This is a genomic window from Desulfobacula toluolica Tol2 (assembly GCF_000307105.1).
GTDB lineage: Bacteria > Desulfobacterota > Desulfobacteria > Desulfobacterales > Desulfobacteraceae > Desulfobacula > Desulfobacula toluolica.
Map to the genome: position 1 here is coordinate 4,975,566 of NC_018645.1, position 23,080 is coordinate 4,998,645.

At 48.0% G+C, this 23,080-nt stretch carries 18 protein-coding genes; 14 read left to right on the forward strand and 4 right to left on the reverse strand.

The features are described 5' to 3' along the window. Positions 1–94: 94 nt before the first annotated feature. The 12 genes from TOL2_RS22250 to TOL2_RS22305 all read left to right on the forward strand — a co-directional run bounded on the left by TOL2_RS22250 (position 95) and on the right by TOL2_RS22305 (position 17,034). On the forward strand, positions 95–1,153 hold the full coding sequence (locus TOL2_RS22250) for a FecCD family ABC transporter permease (RefSeq protein ID WP_014959534.1): 1,059 nt from the start codon (positions 95–97) through the stop codon (positions 1,151–1,153). Continuing rightward, positions 1,153–2,367 carry an ABC transporter ATP-binding protein gene (locus TOL2_RS22255; protein ID WP_014959535.1) on the forward strand — a complete coding sequence of 405 codons (1,215 nt, stop codon included), beginning with the start codon at positions 1,153–1,155 and terminating at the stop codon, positions 2,365–2,367. Before TOL2_RS22250 ends, TOL2_RS22255 begins: the two co-directional genes overlap by 1 nt. Positions 2,368–2,369: 2 nt before the next feature. Continuing rightward, positions 2,370–3,419, forward strand: coding sequence for a radical SAM/SPASM domain-containing protein (locus TOL2_RS22260; RefSeq protein WP_014959536.1), 1,050 nt, complete (start codon positions 2,370–2,372; stop codon positions 3,417–3,419). A gap of 17 nt (positions 3,420–3,436) precedes the next feature. Continuing rightward, complete coding sequence (gene cobN / locus TOL2_RS22265) at positions 3,437–7,222, forward strand: cobaltochelatase subunit CobN (protein ID WP_014959537.1); 3,786 nt, start codon at positions 3,437–3,439, stop codon at positions 7,220–7,222. A 1-nt stretch (position 7,223) separates the two neighbouring features. After that, the gene (locus TOL2_RS22270; RefSeq protein ID WP_014959538.1) at positions 7,224–8,957 is read left to right on the forward strand and encodes a TonB-dependent receptor; all 1,734 of its coding nucleotides are present in this window, start codon (positions 7,224–7,226) and stop codon (positions 8,955–8,957) included. Positions 8,958–9,003: 46 nt separating this feature from the next. Next, positions 9,004–11,037: a putative cobaltochelatase gene (locus TOL2_RS22275; protein ID WP_014959539.1), complete on the forward strand. Its 2,034-nt coding sequence runs from the start codon at positions 9,004–9,006 to the stop codon at positions 11,035–11,037. Between the two features lie 118 nt (positions 11,038–11,155). After that, on the forward strand, positions 11,156–12,205 hold the full coding sequence (locus TOL2_RS22280) for an ATP-binding protein (RefSeq protein WP_014959540.1): 1,050 nt from the start codon (positions 11,156–11,158) through the stop codon (positions 12,203–12,205). Positions 12,206–12,222: 17 nt separating this feature from the next. Continuing rightward, the gene (locus TOL2_RS22285; RefSeq protein WP_014959541.1) at positions 12,223–13,074 is read left to right on the forward strand and encodes an ABC transporter ATP-binding protein; all 852 of its coding nucleotides are present in this window, start codon (positions 12,223–12,225) and stop codon (positions 13,072–13,074) included. Beyond that, positions 13,061–13,846: an ABC transporter permease gene (locus TOL2_RS22290; RefSeq protein WP_232508000.1), complete on the forward strand. Its 786-nt coding sequence runs from the start codon at positions 13,061–13,063 to the stop codon at positions 13,844–13,846. Before TOL2_RS22285 ends, TOL2_RS22290 begins: the two co-directional genes overlap by 14 nt. 101 nt (positions 13,847–13,947) lie before the next feature. Continuing rightward, positions 13,948–15,114: an adenosylcobinamide amidohydrolase gene (locus tag TOL2_RS22295; RefSeq protein WP_198408351.1), complete on the forward strand. Its 1,167-nt coding sequence runs from the start codon at positions 13,948–13,950 to the stop codon at positions 15,112–15,114. Continuing rightward, complete coding sequence (locus tag TOL2_RS22300; protein WP_014959544.1) at positions 15,099–16,685, forward strand: carbon-nitrogen hydrolase family protein; 1,587 nt, start codon at positions 15,099–15,101, stop codon at positions 16,683–16,685. Before TOL2_RS22295 ends, TOL2_RS22300 begins: the two co-directional genes overlap by 16 nt. Next, on the forward strand, positions 16,669–17,034 hold the full coding sequence (locus tag TOL2_RS22305; RefSeq protein ID WP_041279684.1) for a hypothetical protein: 366 nt from the start codon (positions 16,669–16,671) through the stop codon (positions 17,032–17,034). The genes TOL2_RS22300 and TOL2_RS22305 overlap by 17 nt, the downstream gene beginning before the upstream one ends. Positions 17,035–17,260: 226 nt before the next feature. On the opposite strand, the gene TOL2_RS22310 is transcribed toward TOL2_RS22305, so the two are convergent. The 4 genes from TOL2_RS22310 to TOL2_RS22320 all read right to left on the reverse strand — a co-directional run bounded on the left by TOL2_RS22310 (position 17,261) and on the right by TOL2_RS22320 (position 21,183). After that, the gene (locus TOL2_RS22310; RefSeq protein ID WP_014959546.1) at positions 17,261–18,451 is read right to left on the reverse strand and encodes a M24 family metallopeptidase; all 1,191 of its coding nucleotides are present in this window, start codon (positions 18,449–18,451) and stop codon (positions 17,261–17,263) included. Between the two features lie 85 nt (positions 18,452–18,536). Beyond that, positions 18,537–18,704 (reverse strand): hypothetical protein, encoded by a 168-nt coding sequence (locus TOL2_RS25175; RefSeq protein ID WP_173391131.1) that lies wholly within the window; start codon positions 18,702–18,704, stop codon positions 18,537–18,539. 73 nt (positions 18,705–18,777) lie between these two features. After that, a complete protein-coding gene (locus TOL2_RS22315; protein ID WP_014959547.1) occupies positions 18,778–19,983 on the reverse strand; it encodes a THUMP domain-containing class I SAM-dependent RNA methyltransferase in 1,206 nt (401 codons plus the stop codon). Between the two features lie 96 nt (positions 19,984–20,079). Further along, positions 20,080–21,183 (reverse strand): MFS transporter, encoded by a 1,104-nt coding sequence (locus TOL2_RS22320; RefSeq protein WP_232508001.1) that lies wholly within the window; start codon positions 21,181–21,183, stop codon positions 20,080–20,082. Between the two features lie 321 nt (positions 21,184–21,504). Between TOL2_RS22320 and TOL2_RS22325 the strand changes: the two genes are divergently transcribed. Next, entirely contained in the window at positions 21,505–22,497 is a 993-nt protein-coding gene (locus TOL2_RS22325; protein WP_014959550.1) for a YhdH/YhfP family quinone oxidoreductase, read from the forward strand. A gap of 195 nt (positions 22,498–22,692) precedes the next feature. Then, complete coding sequence (locus TOL2_RS22330; protein WP_014959551.1) at positions 22,693–22,878, forward strand: hypothetical protein; 186 nt, start codon at positions 22,693–22,695, stop codon at positions 22,876–22,878. Positions 22,879–23,080 lie beyond the last annotated feature (202 nt).

The window sequence follows — 23,080 nt, forward strand, 5'->3', positions numbered from 1 at the left end:
CGCCATGGCAGATCACCCTGCCACAACAAAATATGAAAGATATTTAATTTCAATAGGTTAAGAGTTCTTTCATATAAAAGAAAGACAAGGACATATGACAACAACCACTATTCAACCTACTGATATCACAGCACTTCGAAAGCTTTCGGGAAAGCGCCGCAGCATCACGTATACGCTTTTTTGTGCCATCCTTCTGATAATCATGACAGCCAGTGTTATGGTCGGCTCTGTTCCTATATCTTTAGACGAACTTGTTTCCATTCTGGTCACCCATGACACTGCCGGCGTCAATGGGTTTATCATATGGAAAATCCGTTTGCCCAGGGCTATTGCCGCTGCACTTGGCGGGGGGTATCTTGCCGTCGCAGGTCTTCTGCTTCAGGTTTTTTTCCGCAATCCCATTGTGGGACCTTTTATTCTGGGAATTTCTTCCGGGGCCACATTAATGGTTTCCTTTGTGATGCTCACCTCCCTGACCCTTGGATTTACTGTCCTCAATCCCTTTATGGCAACCCTGGCAGCCTTTACAGGAGCATATGGCGTCATGGTCATTGTAGTGGCCATTGCCGGCCGGGTGAAAAATGCGGTCACACTCCTTATCGTGGGATTGATGATGGGGTATCTTTGCCATGCCGTTACCAGTGTGCTGGTGGCATTTGCAGAAAAAGAAAAAATAAAGGGGTTTGTGCTGTGGCAATTGGGTAGTTTTTCAGGATTCAGATGGAGTGAAATCGAAATCATGATCATCGCAGGCGGGCTGATATGCCTTCTGGTCTATGCCCTGGCCAAACCCCTGAATGCTTTTCTTTTAGGAGAAGAATATGCCGCATCCATGGGGGTGAATATTAAATTATTCCGGTTGCTTATTCTTTTGTCCTCCTGTGCCCTGGCCGGGATGATCACTTCTGTGGCCGGTCCTGTGGCCTTTGTGGGCCTGGCTGTTCCCCACATGGTGCGGCTGGCTTTTGGCACCTCCGACAACCGGATACTGATACCGGGTTCGCTCCTGGTGGGGGCAGTGGTTACCTGTTTGTGTGATTTTATCGCCCGAATGGTGTTTTCACCGGTGGAACTGCCCATATCCGCGATCACTGCATTTTTCGGGGCACCCATCGTGATCGGCCTTCTATTAAAACGAAAGGTGGTATTATAATGAACAACACGTCGATTTTATCAACCCGGAATCTTTGTGTCGGATACGAAAAAAAACAAGTACTCAAAGACCTTGACCTTGATTTTTACCCGGGAAAATTTGTATCCCTGTTAGGACCCAACGGGGCCGGTAAGACCACTTTGTTGCGGACCCTTTCCAAACACCTGCCTCCCCTTAGCGGGAAGATCACGATTCATGGAAAGGATTTATCCCTGATCCGGTCCGATGATCTGGCCCGGATAATGTCTGTTGTGTTGACACAAAGGGTGGCTCCCCCCCTTTTTCGTGTTTATGATTTTGTGGGCATGGGCCGTTACCCCCATACAAGTTGGACCGGCAGGATGAACAGTCAAGACGATGATGCGGTCATGGAATCTTTAAATTTAGTCCGGGCACAACATCTGGTTTTTCGGGATCTTTCCACCCTGAGTGACGGGGAACGGCAAAAGGTTCTTATTGCAAGGGCCCTGGCCCAGGAACCCGCCATTATCCTGTTGGACGAACCCACCATGCACCTGGACTTGAAACACCGTATGGAAGTCATGTCCATTCTCCAGGGGCTTTGCCGGGAAAAAGGCATTTGTGTGGTTGCCTCACTCCATGATGTGGAAGTGGCAGCCAAGGTATCGGACCGGGTAGTTCTGATTAAGGATGGCATGCTTCACGCATTCGGATCGCCGGAAGATGTCCTCCAGGAGGATACGGTATCTGACCTGTATGATTTTTCCAATGCCTGTTTCAATAGGATGCTGGGAAATATTGAGATCCGGAACCGGGCTGACAAAGCCAGGGTGTTTGTCATCGGGGGGATGGGCAGTGCATCGGTTCTCTATCGCCTGCTCTCCAAAAAAGGATATGAGGTTATCACAGGCGTGCTGTTGAAAAACGATATTGATTATTTTGTGGCCAGATCCCTGGGAATCCAGTGCCTGGTTCAGGACAGCCTGGATATCATTTCCAGCCAGAGTGTTCAGGGCGCTGTTGAGGCACTCAAGGCATGTGATTTTATCATTGATACCGGGTTTGAAACCGCTGGCCTGAACCGTGCTAATCTGGATCTGATCACCACGGCGCTTGCCCTTAAAAAGCCGATTTTCTGCATGGGCAGCCCTAAAAACAGGGAAATGTTGAACCGCCCGGACCTGTCTGATGTATGGTTTACAAAAACGGAATCCCGCCTGGTAGACCTGGTGGAAGAAAAAGAAATCGCCTGACCATGAATTTTTCTCCGGCGTATTTGATTTTAATGCTGACCGACAGGTGCAACCTTGCCTGCCGGTACTGCTATCTGGGCAGTCAGGGGGAAAATACCAACCGGGGCACTGATATGTCCTGTGAGATGATTGATCAGGCCCTTGGGGCAGCTGCAAAGGAGAGTCTGCCCTTTCATGTCCAGCTCACCGGCGGGGAACCCCTGCTGGTGCCCCGTCTTATTGAATATGCAGCTCAAAAAACCAGGCAGATCCGTCCGGATGTCAGCATCGGGATTCAGTCCAATGCCACCCTCATGAATGACCGGGTTGTTGATCTTATTAAAAAATATGATCTTAACCTGGGGATCAGCATAGATGGAGATCCTTGTTTACAAGAAGCCCATCGGGGCCGGGCAGGTGACACCTTTAAGGGGCTGCGCCTGCTGGAAAAAGAAAAAGTCCCTTTTAATGTTACAACCGTGGTCACGGCAGCCAATGCAGATAAGCTTCACCGTCTGGTGCTGTCGCTGGGGGGATTTTCAATGGCCCGGGGGATCGGGTTGGACCCCCTGGTCTTAAAGGGAAATGCAAAAAAGACCTCTGTTCTATCGGCAGAACCCGACCAGGTGGCCTTTGGAATCAAAAAAATGATCACTGCCCTGGATATGGTTAATGCCGGAAGGCATGTCCCGCTTGTGATACGCGAAATGGAAAAATTAAAGGAAAAAATATATAAAACAGCTTTAGCCCCTTTTTGCCATGCAGCAGCAGGGCAAAGCCTGGCAGTCACGCCCGAAGGAAAATTGTTTCCCTGCAGCCAGACCGCCAATGACCCTGATTTTGCCCTTGGCACCCTGGATCATCCTGAAACAGGCAAACAGGTGTTAAAACTTAAGGCCTATCGTTTGAACCGGACACTCCAGGCCAGGTGCCGGGAGTGCGGCCTGAGCCCGGTATGTCCCGGCGAGTGCCCCAGTCGTCTTCATTATAACAAAAATCATACCCCCGGGCTTGCCTGTGCGATCTATCAGGCCCTGGCATCCCAGACAGACATCGGGATAAAAATTGCTTAAAAAAAGGATAAAATAAAATGAAATCTTATACCCTTGCTTATTATTCAGCCACGTCAATGGAAATATCCTCTTTAAGTCAGGGCATCGAGCAGTTCATAGAGGCCGGTAAACGGGTCCGGGTGCATGCCAAAACCCAGACCCAGCTCTTTGACGACAGCAGGATACATTCTTTTGTGGACCGGGCCGTGACTGCGGACATAATTATCATCACTCTGCACGGCGGCAAAGAATCCTGTCCGGCCTTTGATCCTTTGATTGAAGCCCTGAACAGCCTGAAATCGGAAAACAGGGAAAAAGCATGGCTGCATATCCAGCCCATGGGCGGGGATGAGGATGCCATGGAACTGGCAAGGAAGTACTCCACAGGGTTCGGCACCCCGGCATGGGATGAGATTCATGCCTATTTGAAACACGGGGGGGCGGTTAATTTTAAACATCTGCTTTTTTATCTCCATGATCTTTTGATCGGGGCTGACGGATTTGACCCGATTGAATTTGCCCCTCCCTTGCCCCTTCCCCTTGAAGGCATATATCATCCTGATTTTTCCCACATTCCCTCTTTTAAGGAATACGATCAAAAAAAAATCAAACCCGGCCGGATCACTATCGGCCTGTGGTTTTACCAGACCTATTGGGTGAATAACAATCTTAAATTTATCAATGCTTTGATCAGAACCGCTGAAAAATCAGGGGCCAATATTATTCCGGTGTTTCATCTGCGGTACAAGGACAAGCTCCTTGGAAACCGGGGAGCCGATGATATTGCCCGCCAGTTTTTTATGAAACAGGGAAAGCCGGTTATTGATGTACTCATCAACCCCATGATGTTTTCCATGACATTGGCGGACCCGGATTACAAGGATATCTATCCAAACCTGAATGTGCCGGTCATCCAGGCCATGACCACCCTGCAGCCCTATGAGAGCTGGAAACAAGGCTTTCAGGGCATGACCACCATGGAAGTCTCTTTTGCAGCTGCCCAGCCCGAGTTTGACGGCACCCTGATCTCCGTACCCGTGGCATCCAGGGAAATGGATGAGACCGACCCTTTGACCGGTGCGCTCATTGCCCGGTATATGCCCATCCTGGATCGGGTGGAACAGGTGGTGAACCTGGCCCTTAACTGGGCACGGTTGTCAAAAAAGGAAAACCAGGATAAAAAAGTGGCCATTATTTTTCACCATTATCCCCCGCGCAATGACCGCATTGGCTGTGCCGCCGGCCTGGACAGTTTTGAAAGTGTGAAAAAACTGGTGGACCGGTTAAAGCAGGAAGGATATCGGGTGGAAAAAACCTATGAAAAAGGAGACACGCTTTCCCACGAAATCATTGACGGCATGACCTGTGACCAGAGATGGCTTATGCCCGAGCAGATGTATGAGAAATCCGTGGCCCATGCCGAAAGATCAGATTATCTGCCCTGGCACGATAATCTGCCAAAGGCCATCAAGGAAAAGCAGGTGGCCGATTGGGGTGACATGCCCGGGGATTTGTTTGTCCATAAGGATGAACTGCTGTTTTCAGGGGTTAAGAACGGGAACCTTTTTATCACGGTCCAGCCGCCCAGGGGATACCTGGAAAACATTGACAAGGCCTACCATGACATGTATCTGTCCCCGCCCCACCATTATCTTGCACAATACCGGTATATCAAGCATATTTTCAAGGCCGACGCCGTCATCCATGTGGGCAAGCACGGGTCCCTGGAATGGTTGCCGGGCAAGGCCCTGGGATTATCCAGAGAATGCTATCCCGATCTTTCCATCATGGACCTGCCCAATATTTATCCGTATATCATCAATGACCCCAGTGAGGGCACCCAGGCCAAGCGCAGAAGTTATGCCTGTATCATTGATCATCTGACACCGGTGTTTACCAATGCAGACCTTTATGAAGACCTGTCAACGGTGGAGAATCATCTTAAGGAATATTATGATGCCGTCAGGGAGGACCCGGGGAAGGTTGCCGTACTCAAGCCCATGATCTGGGAGGCTGTGGTAAAAGCAGATCTTGATAAAGATTTGAAGGTGACACAAGAAACGGCTTTCACCGATTTTGACGCTTTCCTGGAAGATTTGCATGCCTATCTGGGAGACCTTGGGGATACCATGATCAATGACGGCCTCCATATCCTGGGGACGGTGCCGGAAAAAGAACGGCTCATTGAATTTCTTGTGCAACTCACCCGGGTGGCCAACGGCTCGATTCCCTCTCTTAGAGAATCCATTGTTAAAGTTATTGGTCATGATTATGATCATCTCCTGGAAAACAAAGGCAGGGTGGTGGATACAGAACAAGGTCTTACGGGTAGCCAGTTGATTTCAAAGGCACACAGCCTTTGCCTGGAACTTGTGACCCGGCTGTTGGACAGCAGGGATTTAAACCATCAGATTCCCGGGATGATTTCAGATACCCTTGGCAGGACCAGTCCGGATGTTGAAGAAACCCTGGCTTACCTGGCGGACTGTCTTGTACCCAATATTGAAAAAACACCACAGGAAATCATGGCAACCCTCACGGCTCTCAATGGCGGGTTTGTCCTTCCCGGGCCTTCCGGGGCACCCACCCGGGGTCAGGCGGATATCCTGCCCACCGGCAGAAATTTTTATTCGGTGGATCCCTATAAAATTCCCAGTCTCGGGGCCTGGGAAGTCGGTCAGTCTCTGGCCCATGCCCTTCTGGCCCGATACCAGGAAGAAACCGGCAATTATCCGGAAAGTGTGGGTATCATTGTTTACGGGGGTTCCACCATGCGGTCCAAGGGAGATGACATTGCAGAAATTTTTTATCTTCTGGGTGTCAAACCCGTGTGGCACAAGACCAACCAGACGGTTCTGGGGCTTGAGATTATTCCCTTAAGGGAACTGGGGCGGCCTAGGATTGATGTGGTCCCAAGAATCTCGGGATTTTTCAGGGACTCTTTTCCATTGCTGGTGAAGCGCATTGATGAAGCGGTCCAAATGGTGGCAGCCTTGGATGAACCCCTTGAATCAAATTTGATTCGCAGGCATGTGAGCCGGGATATAAAAGAGTATGAAAGCCGGGGACTGTCCCAAGACCAGGCCTTCCGGGAGGCCACCTTCCGGGTGTTTGGTTGTCCGCCCGGCACATATGGGGCCGGGGTATCCGAACTTGTGGAATCCAAGAACTGGAAAACCCAGGAGGATCTGGGCAACAATTATATCCGGTATTCCAGTCATGCGTATGGAGAGGGCAGCTATGGTCTGCAAAAACCGGCTGTATTCAGAACGCTTCTATCCCGGATGAATGTGACGGTTAAAAATGAGGATTCTCGGGAATATGACATGATGTCCTGTACGGATTACTATAATTATTATGGCGGACTCATTGTCGCCGGAAAAACAGTGACCGGCAAGTTCCCCTTTTCCATGGTCGGAGACAGTTCCGATCCCAAACGGGTGAAAATGAGAACCACCCATGAAGAGGCGAAACATGTCTTAAGATCAAGGCTGGTCAATCCAAAATGGCTGGAAGGAATGATGCGCCACGGCTACAAAGGCGCAGGGGATATTTCCCATATGATGGATGTGGCCCTGGGCTGGGATGCCACGGCCGAAGTCATGGAAGACTGGATGTACGAACGTATGGCAAATGCCTATGTCCTGGATGAAAAAATGAAAGAATGGATGAACGCGGTTAATCCCTATGCCCGCCAAAATATTCTGGATAAATTACTGGAAGCCATTTCCAGGGGCATGTGGCAGGCAGATTCAAAAATGGAGGCCACCCTTAAAGAAGAATACCTTGAAATTGAAGGGGAAATAGAAGGTCTCACGGAATAAAATGAAACCACTGTTTTTTTTGCTCCCGATCCTTATTCTGGCATCTGTTTTCGCACCATCTGAAGTCCCGGGATTCACAGAAACCAAAGCCTATGTCCTTATCACAAAAGCAGATATTGAAGGGTTGCGTGCCGGCCGGATTCAGGACGTCCTGAACCTGGTACCCGGTGTCAATGCAGGGGATACATCCATTGCCATCCGGGGGGTCTATAAGGTGAGAGTGGTAATGGACGGAAAAATGATCAATGATCCAACTTCCAGTTACGGGGGGGTGAAATGGGAAACGATCTCCCTGCAGAAGGTTGAATCCATAAAGGTGTATAAAAGTTCCGGCAGTACCGCCTTTGGCAGTGATGCCAGCGGTGGTGTGATTGTGATTACCACGGACAAAACCCGGGAGACTTCTGGATTTGTGGAAGCCCATACCGGCAATTTTGATACCCACCATACCTATCTTTCCTGCCGGTCAGGAACAGAACGGTTTTCCCTGTCTGCTTCGGCAGGCCTTGACCGGACCGACGGCTATCGGCCAAATGCTGATAAAGAAAAAAAAATGATCCAGGGAGATGCGGGGTTTTCCCCGGATAACACCACCCGGTTTCGAATTTTTGCAAGTCAGCTTTCCGAGGACAGGGGTTCTCCGGGAATGAATGCCTATCCCACCCCCAATGCCCGGTATGCCTATGATCTTTTTTCCGGCCTTTTCACTGCTGACATATGGAAATTTCAAAATAAACTGACTTATATTGATGCGGAAAGGAAAAATACCAATCCGGACACCCACCTGGATACCCTGTTAAGAATTGAAAAAATCAGGGATGAACTGACCCGGCAGATCCAGTGGGATCATTGGGGCAACCTGTCCATTGGTTCAGGAGGTGAAAAAACCACTGCCCGGTCCACGGGATTTGCCACCCGGGAAGAGACCCATGCATGGGGGTTTGCCACTTTTTCCGGTCAATTGGACCGCATACCGGTTCAGTTCAGTCTGGGAGGCAGAGTTGAAACATATTCCGAGTTTGATGAGTCCTTCAGCCCGGAAATTACGGCGGGGATTCACAAAAATGCATTTCGCGCAAAAATCAGTTTTTCCCGTACCCATAACATTCCTTCCTTTTACCAGCGCTATTACCAGAGTACCTCCATGCTGCCGAATCCGGATCTCACTCCGGAACAGGCTGACAATATCAGTCTTTCTTTGTCCATGGCAGTGTCTGACTGGATGAGCCTTGACCTGTCGCCTTTTTACAACAGGATCACGGACCGCATCACCTATGTCAGGGAGGGCAGCACCGGTTCCTATGTCAACCTGGGCAAAGTAACGTACACGGGTGTGGATCTCTCCTTTGATGTAAAACCTGGAAAAAATTTAAAGCTGAAAACCACCTATACCTATCTTGAGGCAAAAGATGAGAACACAGGATTATTTTTGTCTTCCAAACCCAGACACCGGGCAATGGCAGATCTTGTGTATACGCCTGCTCAATCTTTTTGTCTGCGTCTGTCCCTGGAACATGTATCATCGGTTTTTGCCAACAAGGCAAACACCCGAAAAGAGGATGGATATACTCTGGGAAATGTGCGGCTGGAATACCGGTTGAAACTTTCTTTTTTGAAGGAATCCGTGACCCTGTTTACTGAAGTTAAAAATATCGGGGACACATTTTACATGTATGGAGACGGCTATTCCGGGGCCCCCAGGACATGGATAACAGGTGCAAGAATAAAATTTTAATGATACCCATGAAATTGACCAGCAGATTCAAACCAAAGGAAAAAAAATGAGAAACATATTTCCCTTTTCAGCCATCATCGGCCAGGAAGACTTAAAGCTGTCACTGATCCTTACCGCCATTCATCCCGGCATTGGCGGTGTCCTGATCCGGGGGGAAAAGGGTACGGCCAAATCCACGATCGTCCGGGGTCTGGCGGATGTACTGCCAAAAATCCGGGTGATCGAAGGATGTGCTTTTAATTGTAATCCAGACAGCTTGTTTTTATGTGATACCTGTAAACAGGGGATACCTGAAGACAGGATCATCACCCTCCGCAAGCAGGTGGTCACCCTGCCGTTGAATGCCACCGAGGACCGGGTGGCCGGTGGTATGGATTTTAACCGGGCAGTAAAGGAAGGCAGAAAAATCTTGCTGCCGGGGCTTCTGGCCCAGGCCCACCGGGGAATTCTTTACGTGGATGAAATTAATCTTTTGGATGACCATATTGTGGATATTATCCTGGATGCAGCCGCTTCCGGGGAAAACCATGTGGAGCGGGAAGGACTTTCCTTGTGCCATGAAGCAAAATTTCTCCTGGTGGGGACCATGAACCCGGAAGAAGGGGATCTGCGTCCTCAGCTCCTGGATCGGTTCGGATTATGCGTGGAGGTGGCTTCGGAAAAAGATCCGGAAGCAAGGATCACCCTCATGGAACAGCGGGAATTGTATGACCGTGATCCAACGGCCTTCAGGGTCGGCTGTGAATCAAAGACCCAAAAGCTGGCTCAAAAGATTGAAAAGGCAAAAAAATTGTTGCCCCGGGTCCGGATGCGGTCCCATTTGCGGTCTTTTATTGCAGAACTCTGTAGCAGCAACCATGTGGCAGGCCACAGGGCTGATCTTGTCATTGAACAGGCTGCCCGGGCCCATGCAGCACTTCTGGGACAGGTGGATGTAGAGATTGATGACATCAGTGTGGTGGCAAAATTTGCCTTGCTGCACAGGAAGCGGGAGGCTGATCCGCCACCGCCACCGCCACCACCGCCTTCTGAAAAGGACCGGAAGGATGATCCCCCCTCTGAACCGGATGAACCAAATAAACCGGATGAACCGAATCAGGAAGGGGACCCTGAACAAGAAAACCCGCCACCGGCTGAATCCGGGAAACCGGACTCAGAAAATCCTGAAGAAAATGACCGGGATGATCCGGATCAGGATACAAAAAAAGATCTGCCCCAGCCTAAAGAGGATGTCAAAGAGCAGATATTTGACATCGGTGCCACATTCAAGGTTAAAAAAATTACCACGCCCAGGGACCGTAAGATGCGGCGGGGATCGGGTCGGCGTTCCCGCACCCGGGTATCCCGGAAACAGGGCCGGTATGTAAAAAGCGGGATGAAAAGACTCCATAATGACGTGGCCTTTGATGCCACGCTCAGGGCTGCAGCCCCTTACCAGCTTCGGCGGGAGGTGCCGGAAGGACTTTTTATCAGCCTTAAACCCGAGGATATCAGGGAAAAAATCAGGGAAAAAAGAATTGGAAATTTCCTGGCTTTCCTGGTGGATGCCTCCGGATCAATGGGGGCAAAAGGGCGGATGGCCGCTTCCAAGGGGGCTGTTTTATCCCTTCTTCTGGATGCTTACCAGAAACGGGACCGGGTGGCAATGGTTTCGTTCAGAAAATCAGAGGCCTATGTCAACCTGCCCCCTACAAGTTCAATAGAGCTTGCGGCCCAGTATCTTAAGGAAATGCCCGTGGGCGGCAGAACCCCCCTGTCCGCCGGCCTGGACAAGGTGTTTCAGATGGTGGGGAATGTGCTGCTCAGGGATCCGGCCACCCGTCCGATTGTTTTGATTATCACGGACGGAAAAACCAATGTGGCAATGGGACAGGGCAAGCCTGTGGAAGAGGCCATGACTTTTGCAGCCAGGATGGGACAGGATGAACGGATCAAGTATATCGTGGTGGACACCGAAGCCGATGGACTGGTGCGCTTCGGGCTTGCCGGGAAACTGGCTGCTGCGGCCGGTGCCCAATATTGTAAAATAGATGATTTGCAGGCCGACTCCCTTGTCAGTCTGGTTAAAGATACCCAATAAGGGTGATACTAACTGCCACGGGCAGGCCTGGTATTTCATACGGGTTGCCCACAACAAAACATGAAAGTCTTTGTTTGGATTTTTGAAGACTTTCATATGAAAATTAAAGGAAATTTTGATGAAAAACAAACCCATATTCCCCTTCACGGCCATTGTGGGACAAGAAGAAATGAAGTTGGCATTGATACTCAATATTATAAACCCCACCTTGTCAGGCGTACTCATCAGGGGAGAAAAAGGCACGGCAAAGTCCACAGCGGTAAGGGCCCTGGCTCAAATTCTGCCGAACATTGAGCGGGTAAAGGCGTGTCCGTTCCAACTGGCCGTAAACGAGACAGGAACAATCTGTAACGCCTGTGTCTCAACGGATTGCCCGGCCCGATCCGATAGCGCAATACTTGAAACCACTCTTTTGGGAATCAGTGTTATTGAATTGCCCGTGGGTGCCACAGAAGACCGGGTAGTGGGAACGATGGATCTGGAACATGCCTTGAAAAAAGGGGAAAAAAGGATCGAGCCCGGCCTTCTGGCAGCGGCCCACCGGGGTATTCTCTATGTGGATGAGGTGAATCTGCTGGATGACCATGTGGTGGATGTACTCCTGGATTCCGCAGCCATGGGGGTGAACACCATTGAAAGGGAAGGTGTTTCTTTTTCCCATCCGGCCAGGTTTACCCTTGTGGGAACCATGAACCCTGAAGAAGGGGAGTTGCGGCCCCAGCTCCTGGACCGTTTCGGACTCTGTGTCAATATTCAGGGCGCGTTGGAGCCTGAAGACCGGGTGGCGGTCATGGAACGGCGTGCTGCCTTTGATGAAGACCCGGACGGTTTTTGCCGGCAATGGGAAAACAGGTCCCAGTACCTGTCCCAAAAGATCGAACAGGCCATGGATCTTTATCCCCGGGTGACCATTGAAAGACCGCTGCTTTATGAAATCGCTTCTTTCTGCCTGGATGTGGGGGTAGACGGTCACCGGGGGGATATCATCATCCTGAAAACCGCCAAGACCCTGGCGGCCTACAACGGCCGGGACCAGGTGGATTCGGCAGACATTGAACGGGCCGCAGAGCTTGCCCTTCCCCACAGGATCAGGCGCAAACCCCTCCAGGAGGTGGCCCGGGACATTCATGCCGTCAGAGAACAAAACCGGGGGGCCAAGGCTGTCTAATAAAGATGCCGTAAAACATGGATGCCATAGAAATAGAAGATTTAAAAAAAGTGTATAAGGATGTGACAGCCTTGGGGGGAGTCAACTTGAGAATCAAGCAGGGAGAGCTGTTTGCCTATCTGGGCCCCAACGGGGCCGGCAAGACCACCACAATCCGGATTCTCACGGGACTTACCCGGCCCGGCTCCGGTAGATGCCGCATCAATGGGTTTGATATCCAGAAAAATGTCCGGGATGCCAAACGCCAGTATGGGCTTGTGCCCCAGGCCGTAAACCTGGACCAGGAATTGACGGTGGCTGAAAATCTCATGATTCACGGCCGGCTTTTCCAGATGAGTGCTTCAGCCATCCGTAAAGAAACGGACCGGCTTTTGGGGTATGTGGATTTAAAAGATCGAAAAAAAACACCGGTAAAAAATCTGTCCGGCGGTATGAAACGGCGCCTCATGATTGCCCGGGCCCTGTTGCATGCACCGGGAGTGCTGTTTCTGGATGAACCCACGGCAGGGCTTGATCCGGGTATCAGGCGGCGGATCTGGGCCCTGATAAAAAAAATACAGTCCCAGGGCACCACTGTATTTTTAACCACCCATTATATTGAAGAGGCGGAATTTCTGGCCGACCGGGTGGCATTTTTGGACAAGGGACAAATCGTGGCCCTGAACACGCCGGAAAATTTTATGAAAGCCATTGGCAGCTGGGCCATTGACCGGCTCAAGGAGGATGTCATGGAAACGGTTTATTTCAAGGACAGACAGTCGGCCGAGGCGTTTAATACCCGGAATCTTGCACTATATACATTGCGCCGGGTCAATCTGGAAGATGCCTTTTTAAGTCTGACCGGCAAGAAGGTGGGTGGGACATCTTGAAATCAAAGCGGATAAATCAATAGGAATTATTAACATGATACACGCCATATCAGCAATCTATATACGGGAGATGCTGATCCTAAAGAAAAGGATCACCCGGCAGATCCCGTCCTGGTCCATCTCCCCTTTATTGTATCTTATTGCCTTTGGGTATGCCGCAGGCCATGCCGCTCCGGTTGAGGGGCATACATATATGCAATTTTTAATCCCGGGCCTTATTGCCATGAGCAGCATGACCCAGGCCTTTGCCATTGCCAGTGATATTAATATTGCAAGATTTTACTGGCATATTTTTGAAGAATTCCAGGCAGCCCCTATTTCAGACTTTGCCTATGTGACGGGCGAGGTTCTGGCAGGCATGACCCGGGCGTTTTGTTCTGTCTTGGTGATTATGGTCCTGGGGGGTCTGTTCCGGGTGGATGTTCATTATAACATGGTATTTTTGGTCGCAGTCCTGCTCAACAGTTTTGTGTTTGCATCCCTGGCCGTGGGGCTTGCCATGGTTGTCAAATCCCATGCAGACCAGGCCATGCTCAATTCTTTTGTGATCACTCCCATGGCATTTCTGGGGGGGACGTTTTTCCCGGTTGACAGACTGCCGGTATGGGCGGGAAAAATCCTTTCTTTTCTTCCCCTGACCCATGCTTCATCCGTCATTCGTTCTGCCTGCCTGGGAAAAGAAACCGACCCTTTATCCTGGCTGGTGCTGTTAGTCATCGGTATGGCCTTTTTTGCCGCAGCGATTTTCTGTGTTGAAAAGGCAAAAGATTAATTTTATTATGAAAGAACTTCTAACTTGCTGGAATTAGATCTCTCTTATTCTTAGTTTTGACAGAATTATCTGCCATGGTTATTAGTGAAAGATAAAAATGAATGGATAAACAGATGCATTTGAAAACCTATGATGATGTGCTGGAACTTTACCGGAACCAGAAAAAAATTTATGCAAAATTTTTAACCCCCCACCGGGTAATCTCCACCTGCCGTGTCAACGGCGGGCTGAGAGATGACATAAGCGTCCTGCTCAACCACCAGTCCTGTGAGCCCTGTAATCATATGGGCGCACATACCAAAAAAATTACCCAAGAGCCTGAAGCTTATCTGGAGCAGATCTGCACCCGGGAAGGACTGGACTGGCGGTATTGTGCCTGTCTGGGCACGGCTGCCAACATGAATTATGCCGCCATATACAAGGAGCAGTTTCAAAATCTCTGGGTGATGGCAGTTGCCACGGGCGGGGTGGAAGCCAATGCCGGGCGGGCGGGGGATGATGCGCATTATTATGAAAAAGACGGGGCCTGGGTCCATGTGGATGATATCGGCAAAACGCCAACACCTGGTACCATCAATATAATGATCTTTATCAATAAACCGTTAAACTGCGGTTCCATGGCCCGGGCCATTGTCACGGCCACTGAAGCCAAAACCGCAGTTCTCCAGGAATTAGCCGTGAATTCCCGGTATTCCGACGGTCTTGCCACAGGAACCGGGACAGACCAGATCGCTGTTGCCGCAAGATTAACTGATGAACCAGAACTGACAAGTGCAGGCAAGCATACCAAGCTTGGAGAACTTATCGGAAAAGCCGTTAAAAAAGCGGTTCGCAAGACCCTTTGCCTTCAGAATCGCCTGAGCCCGGAGGGTCAACGGTCAGTAAAGATCCATATCGAACGGTTTGGAACAGATAAAAAAGAGATGATCCAGGGCATCTGCAGTCATTTAAATGATGACCTTGCCCGGCTGGCAAAGGATAATATTGACAGCATCAACCGTGATCCCCTTATTGTGGCTGCAGTAGCAGCCTTGGTTCATCTCAGGGATAAATCCGCCTGGGGCATTTTGCCGGCAACCTGCATGAAGGAAATTTTTTCAAGCTTTGGAGCCCAGGTTGCCATGGCCGTGTCCGGCAGGACGGATCAAATAGAAACCTATCGACTAAAACTGTCGCAAAACCTGTCCAACACCAGCGACAAGGCAATGCTGGCATTGATTTTCAAAGCACTTGCCATGGGATTTGAGGAAAAATGGAAAATCACTTAAATACGGCGTTGATTCATCTGGATGTGCGGTACAAAGATCCAAAGACCAATTGCCGGGAATTGATCCGGCTTAACCGGGAAGCAGCCGGGAACGGATCACAAATCATTGTGAATACGGAAATGGGGATATCCGGGTATAGTTTTCAATCCAGGGAAGATATTTTTCCCTATACCCAAACAGATCGCGATGAGATCATAAGACAGATCAAAGAGATTGCCCGGGAATTTCGCTCCTATATCTGTCTGGGGTTTGCGGAAAAGGACCAGGAAAGCGCTCTTTTTTACAACACGGCCATGGTCATCGACCCGGTGGGTGAAATCATTCTGAAATACCATAAGATCAATGCGGAAGCCAGGTGGGCCTGTCCGGGTGATCCGGTCCAGAATAATGTATTTGACACACCCTGGGCAAGAATAGGGGTACTGATCTGCTCTGATACCTACCACAGCCTTATGCCCAGGCAGACAGCGCTCAAAGGGGCCGATCTCATCCTGGTGCCGGCCAACTGGCCTTCATCCGGGCTGGACCCCGAAGAATTATGGGCCATTCGTGCAAAAGAAAACGGGATCTATATTGCTGCGTGCAACAGGGGAGGCAAAGATCGGATGATGAGTTGTGAAAACGCGCCTTCGGGCGTCTTTTCCCCTGCAGGAGAGACCCTCATATCCCTTTGCAGTAAAGAGTCGGCCATTGTCAACTGCCGCCTGCCCCTGACCCGGGGCAGACTTTCCGGAATCATCCGTCCTGATATCATGGCGGACCGAAATCCTTCAGCCTGGGGTCCCATCTATCTTGATATGCGCCATGTCGCCTATGGAGGCGGGGATCTGACCTCTTATTATGATCTTGCAACGCCGTCTCCTTTCCGGGTGATTTGCCATACTGCAATGGGGGACGACTTTTCGGAGCAGAATCTGTACAACCGTGTAAAGGAACTTTCCAACACCCCTTTAAACGACTTTGTTCTCCTGGTTTTCCCACAGGTGGTTACAGCCGATCCGACAGACCTGGTTGCACGGCTTTCAGATGAGATTGCCCACAAAAAAACAGCGGTCTGCTTTAGTATCAACAATGGGCAAAACAGCCTTTTTCTTATTACGCCCTTGGCCGGTGCAGTGATGCATACCATTGACGGCAAAGGATACGGGACAGGCCCTGAAGGGATTTCCATTGTGGATACAGGCCCGGTCAGGCTTGGACTGTGCAGTCCTGAAGAGTTACGCCACCCGGAAACAGGGGTGACCCATTCAAAATTGGGGTGTGACCTTTTGATCTCTTCCACGGGACACATAACGCCGGACAACCGGCAGGTATATGCTTGCCGGAGCCTGGATAAAATTTGTGTGGCGGTTGCCGGAAGCAATACCGCATTTATCTGCCAGCCGCCTGAAGGACACAACCGGTGGAAGGAATCTTTTGCGGAAACCCCGAACCTTTGCGAGGACAGGATCGATCTTGAAAAGATACGGGACAAGACCTTTCAGGACAGAATTGATTTTAAGACCCTGTTGAACAGCAACCCCACGCAAGCTGGGAAAAGCAACCGCCTTCAAGATGCCGGTTTTTTATGATGTTTTGAAAAAAGTACGCGCCTGGAACGGCTTTGTCCTGGCATTGGATCTTAAGAGCGTAAATCCGGTCAAGGCTGCCCGGTTGGTCCTGGAACAGGATATGGCAGGCTCGGTTTATTTTTTCATTTCCAGACCCAAGGCTGTGGCAATGGCCAAGCAAATCAAATCCCTGGATACTGATCTCATGATTTCCATTGATTTACTCAATTGTTGGCAAATCATGGAGGTGCCCGAATTTGTCATCAAGGCATTGGATGCAGATGCCGTATTTGCTTCGGAGTGGTTTTTCCCCCGGCATGAATTTTCAGAAACAAGTCAGGCCAATGCCCAGGTTCAGGTGTATCTTTGAGGTAATCACGACCTTCCCGCCAGGATGAAACGAGCCGCTGCACTGTGTGCCCATGTAATTTCCTGTGACCGGCCTGAAATTTTGCTGGACCATATTCAATAGCTTCCTCATGATCTATGTGGCAAATAAGGGACACGGCATGCAGGCTGTCCCGCTCCCTGGCCGCTTTTGCTCCTGTGGTTCTCCATGGATGTCTCCTGAAAGGATTATGCTTTTACTATTGTTTTTAAGATATGCGGATCAACGCCTGGTCCGTTAATGTAAGCCGCTCAATTCCTTTTGAGGTGACCCTGTAATCATCTTCGATACCGACGATTCCCTTGCCGGGAAAAACAAATTTAGGCTCAAGGGCGAATACCATGCCTTCCTGTATGGGTGCTTTAAAGCCTGGAGCCATAACCGGAAGCTCATCAATCTCAAGGCCTATACCATGCCCTACAAATTTAACCTTACCCTGGCCATATCCCATGAAATTTTCTTCAAATCCGTTCTTGCGGGCTATGGAATGGGCCCTTTCATAGAGTCGGGCACAGGGGATGCCTGGCTGAACTTCAGCTTCGAGTGTTTCTAAAATTTTTTTACTGCACTCATAGGCCCTTGCCAAATCATCTTCCAGATCACCCATCACAAGGGTTCGGGTCTGATCACTGAAATACCCGTTCACGCCCACCCCATAATCAATGTAGATCGGCTCATTTTTTTTAACACGTCCAAATCCGGCTCCCTGGGGCATGGCCGGGGTGTTACCTGGACCACCTGCCGTGGTTTCACCGGATGAAACCACGGCCCCGCTTTCTCCTGATAGTACATGGGCATGGGTCATCTCCTGGTTCCACCCGCGCATGCGCATAATCCCCATATGGCCTTCCTTCCTGGCCAGGCAGTAAAGAAGGCCATCAATTTCAAGTTCAGTCATGCCTTCTCGAATCAATTGTTGAATTTCCTGGTATCCTTTGTCCAGAATAGCGGTGGCCCGCTGTATTTGATTCACCTCATAGGGAGTTTTGATTGTTCTCAATTTTCGTATGCCAGGGGAAATATCAACAAAATCTATCCGCGGGAATTTTTTTTGAAACCAGAGATACTGGGCCGTTGGAAGAACATCCAACTCAAAGCCCACTCGCTTGAGCATGCCATGGCCATGGCCTGCCAAAATCGGCAATATCCCGCCACGTCCCTGTATTTCAAAGATTGCTTGGATCGCAGATTCATTCCGGGCCCGCTGAAAACTTTTTATCACCATTAACAGCGGTTGCCCTTCACAAGGCACAAACAATATCGCGCGCTGAAGCGTACCGCTCAAATAATACAAATCAACGTTCTGAAGAACAAAGGCTCCATCCAGATCTTTGGATGTCAGCCATTTTTGAAACTTTTTAATTCGGGCATAAATCTGAGATTTCGGGACCAGCTCCAACCCGTTTTCCGATAAGCCACCTTCTTCTGCTATTATATTCCTCCATATTAAGTTGTGAACAGTTCAAAAAGGAAAATTATTTTTCTTAATCAATTCCCATCTGCTTTTCAACTTTGGCAATTTCTATTAGCAGATCTTTTTTTTCTTCAGGTGTCAACTCCGGGGAAGACAATTTTTTTTGCAGTCCCAAAAGGATCATCTCTTCCCTGTATTCATAGCAGGTGTATTTTCCACCGGTTTTTGGTTTTTCCATTGTTTGAACTCTTCCTGTCTTATTAAATCCTGGTCTGGTTTTAATCCTGGTATTATTGAATCCTGGTACGGTCTTAATACAGGTCGTATTTTACAAGTTTGCCGTCAAGGCCCCCGATTTTCAACGGACGTTTCCAGGAAGGGGAAAGGGGAACTTTTTTAATGTATTTGGGTTCTCCAAAATAGACAAAGGCTTTTGAATTTTTGCACCTGTTTTTCAAAAAAAGCCCCAGATTTTGATAAAACTCGTTAAGGTTTTGATCTTTTCCCATCCTGATACCATAGGGTGGATTGGTTATGATCACACTGTCTTCTATGGCGTCTATATCCTGGAAATCCTTTAGTTCAATGTTGATTTCACTGCCGAAATGAAGTCCCATAATATTGGTTCTTGCGGCATTCACCGAATGTTCGGACACATCACTTCCCAAAATCATGTTTGCTTTTAATTCCCTGAAATTATCCCGGGACTCTTGTTTAATCCGTTCCCATAAATCGGCATTAAAATCAGGCAGCCGCTCAAACCCGAACCGGGTTCTGAACACCTGTGCAGGTATCCTGCTATAGGCCATGAGGGCTTCACACAAAAGGGTGCCTGATCCGCACATGGGATCGTATAAAGGGACGGTTCCATCCCATTCGGAAAGCCGGATAATGGATGCGGCAACTGTTTCCTGCATGGGAGCGGATACGGATTCTTCCCTGTAACCGCGTTTGTGCAACGCCCCGCCAGATGCATCAATAGACAAGGTGGCCATGTTTCTGTGAAGGTGCAGATTAATAATGATATAAGGGTCTTTTGCATCCACACTGGGTCTTTTATTAGACCTGTCCCTGAAATAATCGGCTATAGCATCTTTGATCCGCAATCCTGCAAAATTGGAGTGTGTAATTTCCGATTCAGACACATTGGCCACAATGGAAAATGTTTTTTTAGGGGTTAAAAACTCTTCCCATCTTATTTTTTTGGCAGCCTTATACAGTTCATCCTTGTCATGGGCTTCAAACAAAACAAGTGGTGCCAGAACCCTTGAGACAAGTCGTGAAAAATAAGTGATCCGATAAAAATCCTTTTTGGATGCACAAAACCATATCCCTCTGAAAACCGGTTGTAAATTATAGGCTCCCAGCTCTTTGAGTTCTTTTATGGCAATGTCTTTTATACTTTCGGCAACCTGGGCAAAATATTGTGACTCTTTTTCGTATAAATACGCAAGTTTTGCCTGTCGTCTTGTCTTGCCTTTTCCTTTTTGAAGGATGCTTTTTTTACCTGTATTCAACTTTTAAATCCTCTGATTATTCAATACATAACAAACAGGCGAGAGTATATCAGGATTCCATCAGTTTTAAAATATCCTGCACAAAAATAAAAAAGTTTAATGTTCCAGTTTTAATAAAAACGGGATGGCACAAAATCCGATCAACGCACTCACGACGAACATGTTCTCAAGACCTGCAATATCACCAATGATACCGGCAAAAAAAACGGCAATGGATCTGACGGCAAAAGAGATCATCATAAACAGACCATTGGCTGCCGAAGGATTGAATTTTGCGTTTTCCTGGATGATGGCCAGCATGACAGGTGTGGTTGAAAGAACGGTAAATCCCGTTATAACCAGCATAACAATTTTCAGGATGCCTGTTGTAAAAACAAAGAACAGAATGGCAACAGGTGCAATGGTCAATACCCAGAACAAGACCCTCTGCCGTCCCAGCCAGTCACTGAGCGTTCCGGCACTTAAAACGCCTGCCACACCAAACGCCTCATACAATGCAAGGGCTGCGCCTCCATACCATAGGCTTCCTGTTTGTCTTTCTACAAAAACAGTGAGAAAAACCCCCATGGATGCGTGCATAAAGGATCGTGCCGTTAAAATACCGGACAGGGGAATCATCACATGCTTGATTTCATCATAGGTTGATTTTAAAGATCCGCTTTTTTTGATCCTGATTTTTTCTTCTTCTTTTTCAAGAGTAAAATAGAGCAGGACAGAGGTAAAAAAAGCAAATCCCATAACAGCATAAAAATGATCAGCTCCCAGTAAAGATACTGCCAGGATTGCAAACATGGGCCCTATGGTTCGAGCGGTTTCTCCGCCCGTCATAAAAACACTCATACCGAGTCCCTTGCTTTTCCCGGAATATTTTGCAACCAGAACAGGTGACGGGACATGATAAAACGCCACGCTGATTCCTGCAAAAAAAACAAGAACAAGCAGCAGAGAATATGATGAGGTATTTAAAATAAGGCTCATTGGAATTGCCGTAAGAGTTGGTGAAAGCACAACCATCCATCTTGCCAGACCCTTATTGTCTGCAAACAGCCCGATAACGGGATTGAGCAGTGCCGGAATCTGCATAACCGTTGACAGCAAACCGGCCTGGCTTAAGGTCAGTGAAAGTTTTTCTATGATCAAAGGCAGTAAAGGGGCAAGGAAACTTGTATATGCATCATGGATAAAATGTGAGAAGGCCACTAATGTTACCCGGCCTGTTTGGAAGTTTTTAGTTTTCATGCCGGCATAGGTAGCAAATTTATTTATGAAAGTAAAAAGATTTATAACCGGCATTTTTATCTGATTTTCAAATCACTGCCACGGTCAGACCTGGCAATTTTATACAAAAATCTGCTCACCTTGGTTTGTCCACAAAAAAAATTGAAAGTCTCTGTTTGGCTTTTTAAAGATTTTCATAGAAAATTTATAAAAAATTTGGACATTAAACAAAATTCTGATAGATTATAAACATACGGATCATTAACAGCTTCCAATCATTAAAATTATCTAAGGATGATGGATATGGATAATCTTTCATACAATGCATTGATTGTTGAAGAAATTAAAAAAAATGAATTCGCGCAGCAGGTAAAAAAGGCCTTTATAAATGACCTGCCGGATAACGAGGTTCTGATTCGGGTCTGTTATTCTTCTTTGAATTATAAGGATGCATTGTCAGCCACTGGCAATCGCGGCGTCACAAAACAATACCCTCATACTCCAGGAATTGATGCGGCCGGCATTGTTGAAAAAAGCTGTATTGACACGATTAAAAAAGGAGAAAAGGTCATTGTGACAAGTTATGATCTGGGCATGAACACGCCCGGAGGTTTTGGGCAGTATATTCGTGTGCCAGGAGCCTGGGTGGTCAAACTGCCGGATGGGCTGAGCCTGAAGCAGAGCATGATATGGGGAACGGCCGGATTGACCGCCGGCATGTCTGTTTTTAAACTGATACAAACCATACGGCCCGAACATGGGGACATTCTTGTCACAGGTGCCACGGGAGGAGTTGGAAGCCTTACATCAGGTATTTTATCCCTTCTTGGATATTCAGTAACCGCTGTCTCCGGAAAAACAGACACCAGTTTGCTGGACAAGCTGGGCGTTAAAACCGTCATTGCCAGAAAAGAGTTTCTTAAAAACACAGCTCAGACCATTTTAAAGCCGAGATGGGCCGGTGTTATTGACACTGTGGGCGGTGAAATCCTGGCAGCTGCCATAAAATCAACTAAAACCGGCGGCATTGTTACCTGCTGCGGAAATGTGGCATCACCGGATCTGCCTATCAATGTATTTCCGTTTATTTTAAGGGGGGTTTCCCTCCTGGGGATAAATTCACAAACTTGCCCCATGGAATTTAGATTAAAAATCTGGGAAAAACTAGGTTCAGACTGGAAATTTGATTATCTTGAAAAAATTTATGAGGAAATCTCTCTGGATAAAGTAACAGATAAAATCAAACTGATTTTAAAAGGAGGGCTTACAGGAAGAACCCTTTTAAATTTGGATTAAATTAAATTAAAGTTTTGTTTTAGCTTGTCTATTATGACAAATTAATATTTAATGTTCGTCAAGCTTCGTGTTTTAATAATTTGGTAAAGGCAAACCTGGTATTTCTCATTTGTTTGCCCACAACAAAACATGAAAATTATTGTTTTGATTTTTAAAGACTTTTATATGAAAAATTAAATCCAAAAGGAGGATGTTATGACTACCCCACAACATTGCCCAGGTTTTGAACAGTTTAAAAGCTTAAAATCCTTTACATGTAATTGCCCCAAATGCAACACGCCAAAAGAAATTTTTTCAGATGAGTTTGATAAACCCCATAAATGTGACAATTGCGGTGAGGAGATAGATTTTACCTCCTGCACCTATGATGCCGGCAACTAAATTAAAATTTTCAACAAATAACATCCTGGTTTTTATCCCTTGATCCAATCCCTTTTAGTTTAAAGGGATAAAAAATCAGGATGTTTGTCACAAATTCCAACTAAATTAAAGACCAGAAACAATTCAATGTTCTTAATATGAGTCGTTCATAGCCGCAAGGCAAAGAACGGCTTTGTTTTTTTTACTTTAGTTTTATACTTTC